Raw genomic sequence first — 16793 nt, 5'->3', positions numbered from 1 at the left:
ATATTGATGATGAACAAAGTAAAGATTCTCCTTATAGCCATGTTGATGGCAACGGCAGCAAACGGTTGGGCGCAAGACGGCAAAAGTCAGTTCAACCCCATTGACCATGCCGTCATATCACAGACCATTGCGCCCGATGCCCGTGCGGCAGGTATGGGCGATGTGGGTGCTGCCACCGATCCTGATGTCAACTCACAATACTGGAATCCAGCTAAATATCCCTTCTGTATCAGTAGGGCAGGCATAGCGCTCAACTATACGCCATGGCTCCGACAGTTGGTCAACGATATCGATTTGGCATATCTGTCAGGTTACTATCGCATCGGCGACTATTCTGCTATATCTGGTTCGTTGCGCTATTTCTCCTTGGGTGAAGTTTATACCGGCAGTGGTGACGATGCCATGACGGTGAAACCCTATGAGATGTCGCTCGATGTGGCATATTCGCTCATGCTCAGCGAACGCTTTTCTATTGCTGCCGCCATACGTTGGCTCTATAGTGATCTGCGTTACGACTATAGCGAAGACGCTTCGCCAGCATCGGCAGTGGCAGCCGATTTGGCATGCTACTATAACAACTACATCAATATCGGACAGCGCGAATGTCAGTTGGGACTGGGTCTGAACATCTCCAATATCGGTAGTAAGATTACCTATTTCGGCGATGAGCGATCCAACTTCCTACCTGCCAATATGCGTCTGGGCGCTTCGCTGATGGTGCCTGTCGATGAGTATAACCGCTTTACCATAGCTGCCGATGCCAATAAACTATTGGTACCGACGGTGCCCAAACAAAACGAAGGCGAGAGCAAAGAGGAGTATGAACAGCGTGTCATCGATGAATACGACAATGTGAGTGCCATTTCCGGCATCTTCAAGAGCTTCCATGATGCACCTGGCGGACTGAAAGAGGAGTTGCAAGAGATACAGTGGAGTGTCGGTGCTGAGTATGTTTACCATGATCAGTTCACACTGCGTGCAGGCTATCACCATCAGAGTGAGAACAAAGGCAACTTGAAATATTTCACTGTGGGAGGCGGTTTTCGCATGAATGTCTTTTCGCTCGATGTGGGATATGTCATTGCCACAGCCAAAAGCAATCCGCTCGACCAGACCTTGCGCTTCACACTGGCATTTGATATGGACGGTATCAAGGACCTCTTCAAACGATAAATCTACACCAAATATAATACAGACAAACAACTATGATACGAGTAGGAATGGGATATGATGTCCATCAGTTGGTCAGCGGACGCGACCTTTGGATGGGCGGCATCAAGATAGAACACACCATGGGACTGTTGGGACATAGTGATGCTGATGTGCTGATACATGCCATCTGCGATGCCATATTGGGTGCAGCCAATATGCGCGACATCGGTTTTCATTTTCCAGATACCAGCAGCGAAACTGAGGGAATGGATAGCAAGATTATCCTCCGCAAGACTATTGAACTGATTGCCACCAAAGGGTATCGGTTGGTAAACATCGATGCCACTATCTGTGCCCAGCGTCCGAAGATGAATCCGCATATTCCTGCCATGCAACAATGTATGGCAGATGTTATCGGTACCGATCCCGATAATATTTCTATCAAGGCCACCACTACCGAACGTTTAGGATTTACTGGTCGTGAGGAGGGTATCTCTGCCTATGCCGTGGCGCTGATAGAAAAGTAGTGGCGATTGTTTGGGCAATCCCTTTCAACTATCTGTAGGCAGATCTTTTTATTTCTTTATCACTGCTCTTATTACAAACCAAAGGTGGCACAGCAGTGTGGAAACAAATCCATAATGGTTGCGCATGACTGTGAAACGCTCACGGAGCGAGGCACGGTGATGTTGTGTGGTATTGCCGCCATCCATAAAGTCGGATAGAATTTGATGGCTGTTGACAATAGGTAGATGTCGCTTCTCCGCATCTTTCATCAGTCGGATACACCAATCTACATCGGCAGAGTGGCGGTACTGCAGATTGTAATGATGCTGTTGCGCCACATCCGTGCGGGCATAAAACGACTGGTGACATACCAACATGCCCCATCGGAACGATCGCCAAGAGAGTTGGTGGGGTGGACGAAGCCTTCGTAATCGTAGGAAATGGCCTTGCTCATCCACTATTGCTGTATCACCATAGACCACTGCAGGCAGTGGGGCAGAGGTGTTGCCGGCTGTCTGTAGGTCTATCGTCTGACAAACAGTCTGTAGGGTGTCGTCGGCATGAAACACGTCGCCAGCATTGAGAAATACCAGATAATCGCCCGTTGCCTTCGCCATTCCTTTGTTCATGGCGTCATAGATACCCTTGTCGGGTTCCGACTGGATGACTACGGGATAATTCTTGCCCTCGGCATAGCGATGCGCTATGGCGAGTGTATCGTCTTTCGATGCACCGTCTATAATAAGGTGCTCGATATGCTGATATGTCTGATGCGCCACACTGTCGAGGGTGCGTTGCAACACCGTAGCAGCGTTGTAGGTGATGGTGATGACGCTGATGGTAATGGTCTGTTGCATGAATAATAGTGGAAATTATTGTTTGGCTGTGGTCGGACGCATAGCGTTTTCATAAACCTGAATATACTGTCGTGCCACACGCTGTTGTGAAAAGCAGCGTGCCACCTTGTCGAGACACGCTTTGCCAACGGCAGTCGGATCGGCTTCCGATAGTGCCCAGCGAATGCCATTGGCAAGGTCTTCACCACTGCAATAGTCTGCTACATAGCCATTCTGCTGATGGTCAATCTCTTCGGGAATACCTCCGATGCGGAATCCTACGCTGGGCAACCCACATGCCATAGCCTCCATGATAGTGTTGGGAAGATTCTCCGAGAGTGAAGGCAATACAAAGACGTCGGCAGCCTGATAGACACTGACGATGCGTTGCTCGTTGCTGATATAGCCCAGTGGGTAGGAACGGAACGGCAACTGCGCCACTACATCTTCGGCATGACCGCCGAGGATAGCCACTGCGGTATGTTCCACCATGTCGGGGTAGCGCTTTGCTAATAGTTGGCAGGCTTCCGTCAGATACTGCATACCTTTGTTGGGATTGGTAGCGCGCTGTGATACAAATAGAATGATACGGTCATCGATAGGCAATGATAGGCGTTGGCGTGCAACCGTTTTGTCTCCTGGTCGATAAATATACGTGCTGATAGGGTTGGGGATAGCGCTGACAGTCTGTCCTTTCAGCAGTGCGCTCTGTCGAGCCTCACCTGCCAACCACTGGCTACAAGCAACGAAACTGATGTGTCGTCCCTCGAGCATGTGTTGTTTGCGACGCCATATCAACGATGATAGGTCGTTGGCAGAACCGCCACCGGGCAGCAGCCGACAGTATTGACAAGCGGTTTTGAACCGTTCACATCCGAGTGTAAGATGGCAGATGGCTGTTGCAGGCCATATATCGTGCATGGTCCACACCACCGGTTTGCCACTCTCCAGGATGCGTCGGATGCCGTTGAGCGATAGCGTGCCTTGGTTGATCCAGTGGAGATGAATGATGTCAGCTTCTCGAAATTCGGGCAGTTTGGTGATGTCGCAACCAGCATTTGCCATATCCACTTCAAAGAGATGGCGGCGCTGAAAGCGTAGGCGCACCCAAATGCACAGGCGTTCCCATAGAAAATTCCAGTGTAGCCGTTTCTGATGAGGCATTTGTGCTACGCTGATATGATCACTTTCTTTAGTGCCTACCAGCATTTTTGCTTTCACACCATTGCCGTTTAGAGCCTCCAATAGACGCTTAGCTGCCACTGCTGCACCACCTGTTCGTTCGCTTGTGTTGACTATCAGAACTTTCATATCTTCTAATTTTGCTACAAAATTACAAGTTTTTCTATAATTCCATTCTATTTTTTAGAGAAAAATCGTCTATGGGCGTGGAGGCAGAAGGTGGTTTGCACTATCTTTGAGGCAATGCCTCTTCGATAGGCTGCACCTCGGAAATAAAAGAAAAACTACGTTTCTCTTTGTATTTCTCTCGGTTTGCACTATCTTTGAGACTACGTCTCTTCGCTACTCACGTTCGGAAGAACAAATAAAAAACTGAGTTTTTCTTTGTTCTTCTCTCACTTAATCGTATCTTTGTGGCAAAAAAGAAAGAAATAGAATATGAATAAGAACGACTTTATGGCAAGAGCCATTGAACTATCGGAAAATAGTGTGAAGAATGGTGGTGGACCATTTGGTGCTGTCATTGTGAAAGATGGAGCGATTGTGGCAGAAGCATCCAATTGCGTCACAATAGACCTTGACCCGACTGCACACGCAGAGGTTAGTGCCATTCGTAAAGCAACAAAAGTGTTGGGAACATACGATTTGGCAGGGTGCGAAATCTATACCTCATGCGAGCCATGCCCTATGTGTTTGGGTGCTATCTATTGGGCACACCTCGACAAAATCTATTATGCGAATGACAGAAAAGATGCTGCCGACATTGGTTTCGACGACGATTTCATCTACCAAGAACTCGAACTGAAACCTGAATATCGTAAGAAACCCAGTGAAATAGTGATGCAACACGAGGCTAAACGAGCCTTTGAGATGTGGCGCGAGAAGACAGATAAGACCGAATACTAATATGGATATGATATTTGTTGATTATATAATCCCCAAACAATAAATATCTTTATGTTGAAACGCACAATTCTATTTATCCTTTTGTCTTACATCTCAGTAGTCTGTATTGATGCGCAACGCCGTTGGGTTGTAACCGACGAAGACCTTACAGTGTGGGATTCTCCCCAATACCTGAATAAACTCGGTATGATACATTGAGGCTATATACTGTTTGCATTCTTTGGTGTAGATGTCCCAGGCATGTTCGATAAGATGGCTGATATGGATGTTGCAGATATAGGAGCAAAGTGTTTTCGCCCACTTATAGCGGCCACAGTATGTGGCATCACCTATTACTTTACCTCTAATCTGGATATCATGGTAGGGGCACTCTTGGTATATCAAGTCCTTTTACTTCTCTTGCGAACAAAGCAACTCGGTAGTTTCAGAGCAGCTGTTGTTGAGATGCTATACTTGACAATGATAGCGTCCATATTCGTTTTGGTTATTATACCGTTGATATTCTTCTCAGATAGAGGATCTAAAAAATCATCAAAAAGAAAATCAGATGATGATGATGAGATATTAATCAGCGATCAATATGGTCATTCCGTCAGAGTTCGTAAAACAGGTATGAATACCTATACAGGGAATGACGGTCATGAATATGAGGAATCTGCAACAGGTGGCTTTCAAAGAAAAATGTATGATTAATCCCTTTTGCCGTTTCTTTAGTGGAGCCTACCATACGGTTTTGTGATACAAAACCGTATGGTATAAGGCGATAATACCTATTAGTCCGAGGCAGAGAACCATAACTCTCTGCATCGGACTAAAACGTAGTATATATTCGGTAATTACGATGTGCATACTTTGTTGGAACCTCTGAATAAAAGAAAAAAAGGTATTTTTCTTTGTATTTCGCTCGGTTTGCACTACCTTTGCACCTAATATTATAGAGAAAGAGATTTGTACTATAAGAATAATATTAGGTAAACAAGAGTGTAGCAACAGATAACAATTGCTCGAAAAAACGATAACGACAGCATGATACAGTCAATGACAGGCTACGGTAAAGCCGTAGTAGCATTCAAAGAAAAGAAGATTAATGTGGAAATCAAGTCGCTCAATTCCAAGCAACTTGACCTAACCACTCGTATAGCACCACTCTATCGTGAGAAAGAAATGGAGGTGCGCCAACTCATAGCAAAGCATTTGCTGCGCGGAAAAGTGGAAATGTCACTCTGGGTAGAAAAGGATGTCACAGTTGATGCCACTACCATCAACACCGCATTGATGCAGAACTATTACGATCAGTTGCGCTCTTTTGTTGAGGCTAATGCTATCGGACAGCAGGTGGATTGGTTGCAGACACTGACCCGCATGCCCGATGTTATGGCAAAGACAGAAGTGGAAACACTGACCGATGAAGAGTGGGAAGTGGCACGACAAGCAGTCGAGCAGGCCATCAAAAACCTTGTTGACTTCCGTATTCAGGAAGGTGCAGCTCTGCAAAAGAAGTTTGCTGAGAAGATCGACAATATCGAAGCACTGCTCCAAAGCATCGAACCCTACGAGAAAAGTCGTGTGGAGAAGATTCGTACTCGCATTGTAGATGGACTCAAACAGATACCTTCTGCCGAATACGACAAAAACCGTTTGGAACAAGAACTCATCTACTATATCGAGAAACTGGATATCAGCGAAGAGAAACAGCGCTTGGCAAACCATCTGAAATATTTCCGCGAAACCATGGCAGACCATGCCGGACAGGGTAAAAAGCTCGGCTTTATCGCCCAAGAGATGGGTCGCGAAATCAATACCACCGGTTCGAAAAGCAATCAGGCAGAGATGCAGAACATTGTGGTGAAGATGAAAGACGAATTGGAACAAATCAAAGAACAAGTGCTCAACGCACTCTAAATCGCCTATGAAAGGAAAGCTCATCATCGTTTCAGCCCCATCCGGCAGCGGCAAATCGACTATCGTGCGTTGGCTGATGGAGCAACATCCAGAGCTGAAGCTCTATTTCTCCGTATCCTGCACCAGTCGCCAACCACGCGGAACAGAGCAGGATGGAGTGGATTATTTCTTTCTGCAACCCGACGAATTCCGTCAGAAAATAGCCAATGGCGAGTTTCTTGAATATGAAGAGGTCTATACCGACCGCTTCTATGGAACACTCAAAGCACAGGTGGAACGCCAGCGTGAAGCAGGCCAGAATGTCGTCTTCGACGTCGATGTGAAGGGTGGAGTAAACATCAAGAAGTATTATGGCGATGAAGCCATGAGCCTTTTCATCCAACCCCCATCGGTAGAAGAACTGCGCCGCCGCCTTGAAGGACGCGCCACCGATACTCCCGAAGCCATCCAACAGCGTTTGGATAAGGCAGAATACGAATTGACCTTCGCCCCGAAATTTGACCATATCGTGGTCAACGACGACCTCGAAACAGCCAAACAAGAGGCACTCCGACTGCTCAAAGACTTCCTCGGATGAAGCATATCGGCATCTTTGGAGGGTCGTTCAACCCTATCCACTGTGGACATGTGGCACTCGCGGAAGAGATTCTCCGCCACACCAGCCTCGATGAGATATGGCTGATGGTGTCACCCCACAATCCCCTGAAGCAGCAAAACGACTTGCTTGATGACCAGAAGCGACTGGTATTGGCTGAGAAAGCCCTTCAGGGTCACCCTCATATCAACGTCAGCGACTACGAAATGCACATGCCACGACCGTCCTATACTTGGAATCTTCTCGAGGCATTGACCGCCGATTTTCCCGACCATACGTTTTCGCTCATCATCGGAGGCGATAATTGGGATCTCTTCAATCGCTGGTATCGCGCTGACGACATCCGTAGGAAATACCCCATCATCGTTTATCCACGCCCCGGAAGTACGATGGTTCCTGCCGACGATGACCATGCCTGTTGTCACCTCACCGTGGTAAATGCACCGCTCCTTGACGTGTCGAGCACCGCCATCAGAGCCCGCATACAACGAGGCGAAAGCATCATTGGAATGGTGCCCGATAGTATTATTGCCGACGTAGAACGATTCTATCATCAATAAACGATAACTAAAAATAAGTAAATTATCATCATGGAGAAATTGTTGCGAATCATCAGCATGCTTTGGAGGCCTATCCGATCCAATGCCTCCTTCTTTGTCTTCATGTATGCATTAGGATATTGCTGCACACAGACAGAGATACGACTGCACCTGCGCGGTGCCGTTCCCTACGAGTTGTCGGCAGTCGAATTGTTTTTCGATCTCTATCTGTTGTGTGCTATTCTGGCGGTAATCCCGCGTAAAGTGCGCCGTGTCATCCGTGCCGTTCTGGCTTTCATATTCTATGCGGTGGCACTCATCGACATGTTCTGCTATGTGCATTTCGAATCCACTTTGACCCCCACTATGCTGATGCTCTTCTTCGAAACCACCGGACGCGAAGCCGGCGAGTTTCTGCAATCTTACGTCGGATGGGATCTCATCACCTCTAAAACAGGACTCATACTGCTTATCGCGCTGCTCCATCTGGCATGGAATATGGTGGCACAACAGTTGCGGAGCAATAAAATGGTTGGTCCACGACTCGCTCCCCCAGTGGTATGGACGCTCAGTGCACTGGCAGGAATCGCTGCCTTTGCCTTTTTCATCCATTGCGGTTCCCGTTGTTGGGACAATAAGTGTGCCACGGTACGCCTGATGAGCAAGCACAATCTGGGAGAGGTGGAACACGAACTGACCCAAAAGGGGTGTGCCAATCTCTATCTCCCCATCTACCGTTTGATGTTTAGTCTCTATGCCAACCGATTGGCAGCGAAGCAGGTGGATCGTCTTCTTGCCACTTCCGAGCATGTCAGCGTAGAGAGTTGCGACTTCCGTAGTCCGCAGATCGTACTCATCATCGGCGAGAGTTACAACCGTCATCGCTCTCAACTCTATGGCTACCAGCGGCCCACTACCCCCCGACAGCTACAGCGCATGCAGGATAGCACCCTTGTGGCGTTCACCGATGTGGTAGCTCCATGGAACTTGACAAGCTTTGTTTTCAAGCACATGTTCTCACTTCACTGTATTGGCGACGATGGAGAGTGGTGTGACAGTCCGCTCTTTCCGCAGGTTTTCCGCAAAGCTGGCTATCACGTGAAGTTCCTTACCAATCAATTCCTACCCAAATCGGGTGAAGAAGTATATGACTTCAGTGGCGGCTTCTTCTTAAACAATCCCACGCTGAGCCGTGCACTCTTCGACGAGCGCAACTCCAAACTCCATCGCTACGACGAAGGATTGCTTGAAGACTACGACCGCATGGTGGCAAAGAAACGCTATCCCCACCAGCTCACCATCTTCCATCTCATGGGCCAGCACGTCGATTACCGTGCGCGCTTCCCGATGAAAACCCGTCGGAAGTTTACTCCTGCCGACTATAACCGCACAGACTTGTCGCCACAACGTCAGCAGATCAATGCCGACTATGATAATGCTGTGCTCTACAACGACTCTGTGGTCGATCAGATTATCCGTCGCTTTGAAAACGAAAATGCCATCGTCATCTATGTGCCCGACCATGGTGAGGAGTGCTTCAACGGCAGTCTTCCCTTCTATGGTCGCATGCATTCTGCCGATATCGACTATCGGTTGGCACGCGAGGAATTTGAGATACCTTTCTGGATATGGGCTTCCGATGAATACCGCATGACCCATCCCTACGGATGGAAAGCCATACAGGAGTATCGCCACCGTCCGCTGATGACCGATGCGCTGCCCCATACGTTGCTTTTCCTTGGTGGCATCCACTCCAATTACTATCGTAAAGACTATGATGTGCTCAATGCCGAGTATAACACCCAACGGCCACGAGTGCTGAAGATGACCACCGATTATAACCATCTGAACAAGACATCACGCTGATGAAAACCACTCCTACGCTCCTTACGCGCACCGAATGCGCCGCCTTGCGCGGTCTCGCCATCATCGCCATCGTGCTCCATAACTATTGTCACTTCGTGGGATCGATAGTCAAGGAGAATGAGTATCAGTTTTTCACCTCTAATAATGACCGCCTGATGCAAGCGCTGTCCAGTCCCGACAGTCTGCTTCCTGCCCATCTTTTCTCGTATTTTGGCCATTACGGTGTACCCGTATTCCTCTTTCTCAGCGGTTTCGGACTGGTGATGAAATACGAGCGTGGCAGTGCCCCTGCCGATTCATTGGATCGCCGCTTGTCGTTTGTGCGCTACCATTATCTCAAACTCTTGCGCATGCTCATCGTGGGTTTCACCATCTTTCTCATGGTCGATGCCGTCACTCCGGGGCGTTTCCACTTCCATTGGAATCATGTAGTGGCACAGTTGGTGATGTATATCAATGTGTTGCCCACACCCGATAAAATCATCTGGCCCGGCATCTATTGGTTCTTCGGACTGATGATAGAACTCTATATCGTCTATCGTTTCCTGCTCTATCGCCGCCATTACGGATGGACCGTAGCGCTGATGGCAGTCTGCTGGATTCTTCAAATGGTATGCGACCCAGAGGGCGAGACCCTCAATCGACTGCGCTATAACTTCATTGGCGGCATGGTGCCCTTCGGCATGGGCATCCTCTGGGCACGCTATGAGCAGTGGCGCAAGGCGATGCCCCTATGGGGACGCGGTGTCTGGACTGTGATATTGCTGGTGTCGCTGATATTGCTTTTTGTCATGAGCTACACCTTCCAGACATGGCTGTGGGTTCCTGTTATTGCCATTGTGGGTAGTGTGGCATTTGTCAAGAGCATACCTGCAGGTGCAGGCCATGTGTTGGCATGGTTTGGTGGTCTGTCAGCCGCCATGTTTGTGGCACACCCCATCATTCGCAAACTCTTTATCACCGTGGCATGGCGAGGCGACCTTTACGACGGACTGATGCTCTATGTCGTAGTGGTCATCGGTGCTTCGTGGGCGGTGCGACTATTGATAGACCAGATACCACAACCCCAAAGCGATAAATAGTATGCGTACCAAGGACATCGAACTGGCAAATATCAGCCGTTTTCGAGGCGAACTGATGGGAGCCGCCATGCTCTTCATCATCCTTTTCCATGTGGGATTACCCCGCACCGATTTGTTTTTTGGCCTCCGTCGCTGTGGCAATATCGGCGTCGATATATTTCTCTTTCTTAGTGGCATAGGCCTTTGGTTCTCCTGGGTGAAGCAACCTTCCACCTGGAGTTTCTATCGTCGTCGCCTGTTGCGCATCTTGCCTGCGTGGCTCATCATGGCATCGCTCTACTATATTCCACGCTTCAATCCGCAAACCGGGAGTATCATCGATCTGATAGGCAATATCACCATCAACTGGAATTTCTGGCTTCACGACGAGCTGACTTTTTGGTATATTCCCGCCATCATGATGCTTTATCTCTGGGCACCACCTTATATGAAACTCATCACCAAGCACCCCATCTATCGTTGGTCGGTGGTATTGATGGTGTTGTGGTGTGTCATGGTGCAGTGGATCATACCCGTCCACCATGCTGTGGGACATCTGGAAATCTTCTGGAGCCGCGTGCCCATCTTCTTTCTTGGCATCAATTTCGGTGAAATGGTACGTCGTGAAGTGCGCATCGACGGTGCTGCCGTATGGCTTGCCCTGATCACCTTTGTGGCATGTTTCGCATCGTGCATCTATCTCGAACAGGTATCTCACGGGCGTTTCCCACTTTTCGTAGAGCGCATGATTTATATCCCTTTGACGCTGACAGCCATTCTGTTGCTCAATAGAATATTTCGCCGACTGCCCCAACGCGTCAACCGTTTCTGGGCTTTCTTCGGCGGATTGAGTCTGGAGGCATATCTCATCCACAACCACTTTGTGATGGCTTGGCTCAGTCCCTACCATCTGGGTTACTGGCCCACGTCGCTGTTGACCATCGTGCTGACCATCCCCTTGGCGTGGTTGCTCCATCAATTTGTGAAACGACTGTTGCAATGGCTATGAAAGAAGTAGTGGTATATGATTTCGACGGAACGCTGACCAAGAGCGATTCGCTATTGGATTTCATCCGTTATGTGCATGGGCGATGGGCAATGCTGTGGGGATTTCTGTGTTATTCGCCCTTGTTGGTGCTGATGAAACTGCACTGTTATCCCAACTACAAAGCGAAGCAAAAGGTGTTTGCCCATTTCTTCCGAGGCATGACGCTTCAGGAGTTTGACCGCCATTGTCGGCAGTTTGCTGCCGACAACCGCACGATACTGCGCGAAAAGGGTATGGCATCGCTGCAACGCGATTGCGATGCCGACCGCCAGGTGGTCATCGTCAGTGCCTCTATCGACAACTGGGTGCAGCCGTTTTTCCCCCATGTTTGTGTGCTCGGCACACAGGTTGAGGTGGCTCATGACAGGTTGACCGGTCGCTTTCTCACCCCTAATTGCTATGGCAGTGAGAAGGTGCGCCGCCTGTTGCAACGCTTTCCCGACCGCCAGCAATATCGCCTGACCGCCTATGGTGATAGCCGTGGCGACCGTGAGATGCTTGCTTTTGCCGATGAGGCTCATTATAAACCATTTCGAGTATGAGAGAAAAACAGGTGGAAAAGATGCTGGTGACGGTTGTTGCCGTGCTGCTGTTGGTGCTCAACGTGCTGATGGTGATGAAGTATGATGCGGTGTTTTCCGTTGTTGCCGCCGACTATGCCAAGCGCTTGTCGTATCTCTTCCATGTCTCTGGCTTTGATCCCAACAACTATGCGATACTCACCGAGTGGGGCATGAAATATGATGTGTTGCGCCATCCGCTGTTACCCTATCTCATGGCATTGCCCGCTTCGGTCAACGAGGTTGGCATGTCGCTGTTCGGCTTCAATGCCGCACTCTATATATCCGCCATGATCGTATGGTTTAGCGGCTGTGTGTCGGCATGGTTGCTCTATCGCATCATCCACCGACTGGTGGGTGTCGTAGCCGAAGATGCCGCCCTGCTGACCCTGTTGTTCTTTAGTTTTGCCTACATCCAGGTCACGTTTTTCGTGCCCGACCATTTCAGTTTGTCGCTCTGTCTCATCCTACTTTCCATCTATTTGATAGGCGGTGCAGCTCAGAAAGGCCGTGTGCTGAAAACCTGGCAGACCGCTCTGCTCTTTATAGCAACCGCCGGTGTGACACTGACCAATGGTGTCAAGGTGTTTGCCGCCGAATGGATAGCCCGTGGGCGTCGCTTCTTCCAGTGGCGTTACTTCCTTTTGGCGGTGGTCGTTCCATCGGCATTGATGGTTGGAGCAGGCATGCTGGAGGAGCGAATCTATGTTTATCCGAAACAGCAGGAACAGCAGCGCTACTTCGAAGAACACAAGGCAGAGATGATGGCGAAAGCACGCCAGAACCATCAACGCTATAAGCATGCGCCATGGGTCATCCATAAAGGCAAGGCGCTGGGACAGGGCGGACTGCTCCGATGGACCGATATCTCGACCTCCCGATGGGACACGATGACCGAAAACCTCTGGGGCGAATCCATCCAGTTCCACGAAACTCACGTGCTCGACGATGTGCTGACGAGTTATCGCCCGGTATTGCTGTCCTATCAGTCGGTGTGGCGCTATGCCGTTTCACTGCTTCTGCTTTTGCTCTTTGTGGCAGGTATCTGGATGGGACGTCACCACCATTTGCTATGGATGTGCCTGTTGGGCATCGTGCCCGATGCACTGATGCACCTCGGCTTGGGCTTCGCCATCAACGAAGTGTATATCATGGCAGCCCATTGGCTTTATGTGGTACCTATCGCCCTGTCGTTTCTCTTTGTGCGAGCTCACGGTCGGTGGCTGTTGGCGCTACGTGGCGTCACGTTGGCACTGATGGTCTATTTGGTGAGCCACAACCTCGCTCTCCTTTTCGACTGGATGCAGCAGCCCATCGTATCTACCGCCTTCTGGTATGAATAAGTGTATGATTTCTCAAGCAACAAAATAAAAATTTGGTATGATAAGTATATTCAACGACATTTTCAAGATTCGTAAGGAAGAGCGCTGGATGGCACTCATCGTCCTGCTGGTGATAGTGGCACTCAACGGCTTGTTTATTGCGCGACTCTCCCCGCTGTTTATGCAAGAAGGCTTCGGACCCTATTGGAAAGTCTTTATGCGCGAGTTCCATCTCTCCGGCTACGACCCCTTGACCTATCTTGGCGTTACCGATTGGGGCACCGTCTATAATGTCTATCGTCATCCGCTATTGGCATTTTTCATCTGGCCCCTGTTCCTCATCAATGCTATGTTGAGTGCATTGACGGGTGTCAACTGTGTGCAATATGTCGTAGCACTGCCACTCGTGGCAGCTTCGCTCTATTCCTATCTGTTCACCTATCGCATCATGCGCGAGTTTTTCCTCTTGCCCAAGGGCGATGCCACACTGCTGTCGGCGTATTATTTCTCGATGGCATATATCCTGTTGTCGGTCATTGTGCCCGACCACTTCACCATTTCGATGTTCTTGCTGCTGCTCACCGTCTATGTGTCGGGCCGTTGCATCCATGCCGGGCGACAACTGTCGTGGTGGCAGACCGCATTGCTTTTCGTGGTGACAGCGGGTGTCACGCTGAGCAACGGTATCAAGACCTACCTCTCGGCACTATTGGTCAATGGCCGTTCGTTCTTCCGTTGGCGCCATTTGCTACTTGGCGTGCTGCTGCCGGCAGCATTGATATGGGGATTCTCGCGCTGGGAATACCGCACCTACGTATGGCCCAAAGAGCAGCAACGGGCTGCCGCAAAGGCTAAAAAGGCAGAGGAACGCCAGCGTTTCATGGCTTCGTTGTCGGTAGATGAACGTCAGAAAGCCGAGGAAAAACAGCAGAAGCGCAATCAGGTGCTTGCGCGTCAGGCAGCCAAAACAGGTAAGCCGATGAAGAAAGTGGGCTTCTTGAGCTGGACCGATACCACCACTCCGCGACTGAAAACAGCCTATGAAAACCTCTTTGGCGAGGCCATACAGTTCCACCAGCAGCATTTTCTGGGCGATACGCTCGTGTTCCGTCCCGTCTTTGTGCGCTACGATTGGGCTATCAGCTATGTGGTTGAAGGCATCATCGTACTGCTTTTCATCGTGGGACTGTGGGTAGGTCGTCGCAACAGAGTGTTGTGGTTGGCACTATCATATTTTGTTTTCGACATGGGCATCCATCTCGTTTTAGGTTTCGGCATCAACGAAATATTCATTATGGCCCCCCATTGGCTCTTCGTAGTGCCTTTTGCAACAGCCGCATTGTTCCATCGGTTGCAGGGCACACCGCGTCAGGTGCTTCGCCTATTGACCGCAGTATTGTCGATCTACCTCCTTCTCTATAATGGTGTGCAGCTGGTAGATTTCCTCCTGTCGCCCATCAATGCAACGCTCTGAAACGTGTGACCGTACTGAAAAAAACTACCTATACGATACTTACGGACGTTGGATGAGATATCCATCCAGCGTCCATAGTTTTTCTGTTGACAGGCTCTTTCTCTGCAAATCAAATTGTTTTGCTGAGCAAATCAAATTGTTTTGCTGAGCAAATCAAATTGTTTTGCTGAGTAAATCAAATTGTTTTGCTGAGTAAATCAAATTGTTTTGCTGAGTAAATCAAATTGTTTTGCTCACGCAAGTATTGTTTCTGATAGTGCAATATATTGTCTGTTGGTGGTTTGTGCACGTTTGGAAGGTGTGCGACAAATGGTACTTTGCAGCGTCATAGAAGTCATGTGCCGATGCAACGCAACATGGTTGTGATAGCAATCTCAATGAATTTGCAGAGGAAATTCAATGAAATTGCAGAGGGAATTCAATGAAATTGCTGAGGAAATTCAATGAATTTGCTAAAGGAAGTGCCGTCTGTGATGGTCTAATATTCAGTAGGCAAGCGAGTTATCTTCGCTTCCAACAATGGCTGTAAACGTAGGGGAATGGACGTAGGGAAATGCAAGACGAGAGAAAATATGGCAATTCGTGGTGTTGTTACAAATTGTTTTCGTAATTTTGTAGTCCATCCAGTACTAACTTCATATTATAACTAACAAATGAAACGAATTGCACTTTTCACTATCGCTATCGTAGCAATGACCCTATCGGCAATAGCAGCTACATCCGAAGGCACCAACAATTTCACTATCAAACGAGGCACCAATGTCAGTCACTGGTTGTCGCAAAGTAATGAACGTGGCGTTGCACGCAGACTCCACATACAAGAAGACGACTTCGCACGACTGGCGCAACTGGGCTTCGACTTTGTACGTTTGCCTATTGACGAAGAACAGTTTTGGGATGAAGCGGGTAACAAACTGCCCGAAGCATGGCATCTTCTCACCCAAGCACTCGATTGGGCAGGCAAATACCACCTACGCACTATTGTCGATCTACATATCATTAGAACCCACCATTTCAATGCTGTCAACGAAGGAAAAGCAAATGCCAATGTGCTATTCACTTCTGATAAGGCGCAACAGGACTTTATCAACATGTGGTATCAACTCTCTGACGTGCTCAAAGCCTATAGCAACGATGCCGTGGCATACGAGTTTATGAACGAACCTGTTGCTGACGACCATGAACAATGGAATCAGTTGATATTCAAAGTACATAAAGCTCTCCGCAAACGCGAGCCACAACGCACATTGGTTGTTGGTTCAAACAAGTGGCAGGGTACGGGGACTTTCAAATATCTGCGTATTCCTGAGGGTGATAAGAATATCATACTCTCTTTCCACTATTATGAGCCAATGGTGCTCACACACTATGGCGCACCCTGGACTCCCATTGGAAAGTATAAGGGAAAGGTAAACTATCCCGGACAGCTTATCTCACAACAGGACTATGAGGCTATTCCTGCCGACTTGCGTCCGACATTCGAACCATATACCAAGGTGTGGGATAGAGAACGCATCTGCCAAGATTTTCGTGACGCTATTGCTGTGGCAAAGAAATACGGTGTACAGCTCTTCTGTGGAGAGTGGGGCGTTTATGAGCCTGTTAACCGCGATCTTGCCTATCGGTGGACGGAGGATATGCTGTCTGTCTTCAAAGAGTATAATATTGCGTGGGCCACATGGTGCTATGATGCCGACTTTGGTTTCTGGGATCAGAAACGTCATACTTACAAGGATCGCCCACTTGTAGAACTGCTTATGGAGAAGTGATAAAACACCGCTATTATTGGAAAAGCGACAAACAGAGGGTTCTGCTTGTCGCTTTTCTGATGGTATAGCGAGGG

General features: G+C 48.8%; 16 protein-coding genes. 14 read left to right on the top strand and 2 right to left on the bottom strand.

What is annotated here, in order from left to right; genetic code table 11:
- Positions 1-9 precede the first annotated feature (9 nt).
- Positions 10-1173, top strand: coding sequence for a type IX secretion system outer membrane channel protein PorV (porV, locus tag CIK88_RS06120; protein ID WP_094435287.1), 1164 nt, complete (start codon positions 10-12; stop codon positions 1171-1173).
- Positions 1174-1205: 32 nt separating this feature from the next.
- Complete coding sequence (ispF, locus tag CIK88_RS06115) at positions 1206-1679, top strand: 2-C-methyl-D-erythritol 2,4-cyclodiphosphate synthase (protein ID WP_094389807.1); 474 nt, start codon at positions 1206-1208, stop codon at positions 1677-1679.
- Positions 1680-1727: 48 nt separating this feature from the next.
- Here the strand turns inward: ispF and CIK88_RS06110 are convergent, their stop codons facing one another.
- Both CIK88_RS06110 and CIK88_RS06105 read right to left on the bottom strand, forming a co-directional pair.
- Positions 1728-2516, bottom strand: coding sequence for a glycosyltransferase family 2 protein (locus CIK88_RS06110; protein ID WP_094435231.1), 789 nt, complete (start codon positions 2514-2516; stop codon positions 1728-1730).
- A 15-nt stretch (positions 2517-2531) separates the two neighbouring features.
- The gene (locus CIK88_RS06105; protein ID WP_094435229.1) at positions 2532-3806 is read right to left on the bottom strand and encodes a glycosyltransferase family 4 protein; all 1275 of its coding nucleotides are present in this window, start codon (positions 3804-3806) and stop codon (positions 2532-2534) included.
- A 309-nt stretch (positions 3807-4115) separates the two neighbouring features.
- Between CIK88_RS06105 and CIK88_RS06100 the strand changes: the two genes are divergently transcribed.
- The 12 genes from CIK88_RS06100 (at position 4116) to CIK88_RS06045 (ending at position 16719) form a co-directional block, all read left to right on the top strand.
- A complete protein-coding gene (locus CIK88_RS06100) occupies positions 4116-4583 on the top strand; it encodes a nucleoside deaminase (RefSeq protein WP_094435227.1) in 468 nt (155 codons plus the stop codon).
- A 252-nt stretch (positions 4584-4835) separates the two neighbouring features.
- A complete protein-coding gene (locus CIK88_RS06095) occupies positions 4836-5276 on the top strand; it encodes a hypothetical protein (protein ID WP_144269585.1) in 441 nt (146 codons plus the stop codon).
- A 333-nt stretch (positions 5277-5609) separates the two neighbouring features.
- Complete coding sequence (locus tag CIK88_RS06090) at positions 5610-6485, top strand: YicC/YloC family endoribonuclease (RefSeq protein ID WP_094389802.1); 876 nt, start codon at positions 5610-5612, stop codon at positions 6483-6485.
- Between the two features lie 7 nt (positions 6486-6492).
- A complete protein-coding gene (gene gmk / locus CIK88_RS06085; RefSeq protein WP_094389801.1) occupies positions 6493-7062 on the top strand; it encodes a guanylate kinase in 570 nt (189 codons plus the stop codon).
- Positions 7059-7640, top strand: coding sequence for a nicotinate (nicotinamide) nucleotide adenylyltransferase (gene nadD, locus CIK88_RS06080; protein ID WP_094435223.1), 582 nt, complete (start codon positions 7059-7061; stop codon positions 7638-7640). Before gmk ends, nadD begins: the two co-directional genes overlap by 4 nt.
- 30 nt (positions 7641-7670) lie before the next feature.
- Complete coding sequence (locus tag CIK88_RS06075; protein WP_094389799.1) at positions 7671-9485, top strand: phosphoethanolamine transferase; 1815 nt, start codon at positions 7671-7673, stop codon at positions 9483-9485.
- A complete protein-coding gene (locus CIK88_RS06070; protein ID WP_094435221.1) occupies positions 9485-10567 on the top strand; it encodes an acyltransferase in 1083 nt (360 codons plus the stop codon). The genes CIK88_RS06075 and CIK88_RS06070 overlap by 1 nt, the downstream gene beginning before the upstream one ends.
- Position 10568: 1 nt before the next feature.
- A complete protein-coding gene (locus CIK88_RS06065) occupies positions 10569-11555 on the top strand; it encodes an acyltransferase (RefSeq protein WP_094389797.1) in 987 nt (328 codons plus the stop codon).
- A complete protein-coding gene (locus CIK88_RS06060) occupies positions 11552-12136 on the top strand; it encodes an HAD family hydrolase (RefSeq protein ID WP_094389877.1) in 585 nt (194 codons plus the stop codon). The genes CIK88_RS06065 and CIK88_RS06060 overlap by 4 nt, the downstream gene beginning before the upstream one ends.
- The gene (locus tag CIK88_RS06055; RefSeq protein ID WP_094435219.1) at positions 12133-13497 is read left to right on the top strand and encodes a DUF6080 domain-containing protein; all 1365 of its coding nucleotides are present in this window, start codon (positions 12133-12135) and stop codon (positions 13495-13497) included. The genes CIK88_RS06060 and CIK88_RS06055 overlap by 4 nt, the downstream gene beginning before the upstream one ends.
- A gap of 37 nt (positions 13498-13534) precedes the next feature.
- Positions 13535-14950, top strand: a complete 1416-nt coding sequence (locus tag CIK88_RS06050; protein ID WP_094435217.1) for a DUF6080 domain-containing protein — start codon at positions 13535-13537, stop codon at positions 14948-14950.
- A 653-nt stretch (positions 14951-15603) separates the two neighbouring features.
- Positions 15604-16719 carry a glycoside hydrolase family 5 protein gene (locus CIK88_RS06045; protein ID WP_094435215.1) on the top strand — a complete coding sequence of 372 codons (1116 nt, stop codon included), beginning with the start codon at positions 15604-15606 and terminating at the stop codon, positions 16717-16719.
- Positions 16720-16793: the final 74 nt, after the last annotated feature.

Origin of the sequence: Prevotella sp. P5-50 (genome assembly GCF_002251295.1) — a bacterium.
Lineage (GTDB): Bacteria > Bacteroidota > Bacteroidia > Bacteroidales > Bacteroidaceae > Prevotella.
The sequence above is the reverse complement of the archived record's forward strand: the minus strand, read 5'-3'. Positions and strand labels throughout refer to the sequence as shown.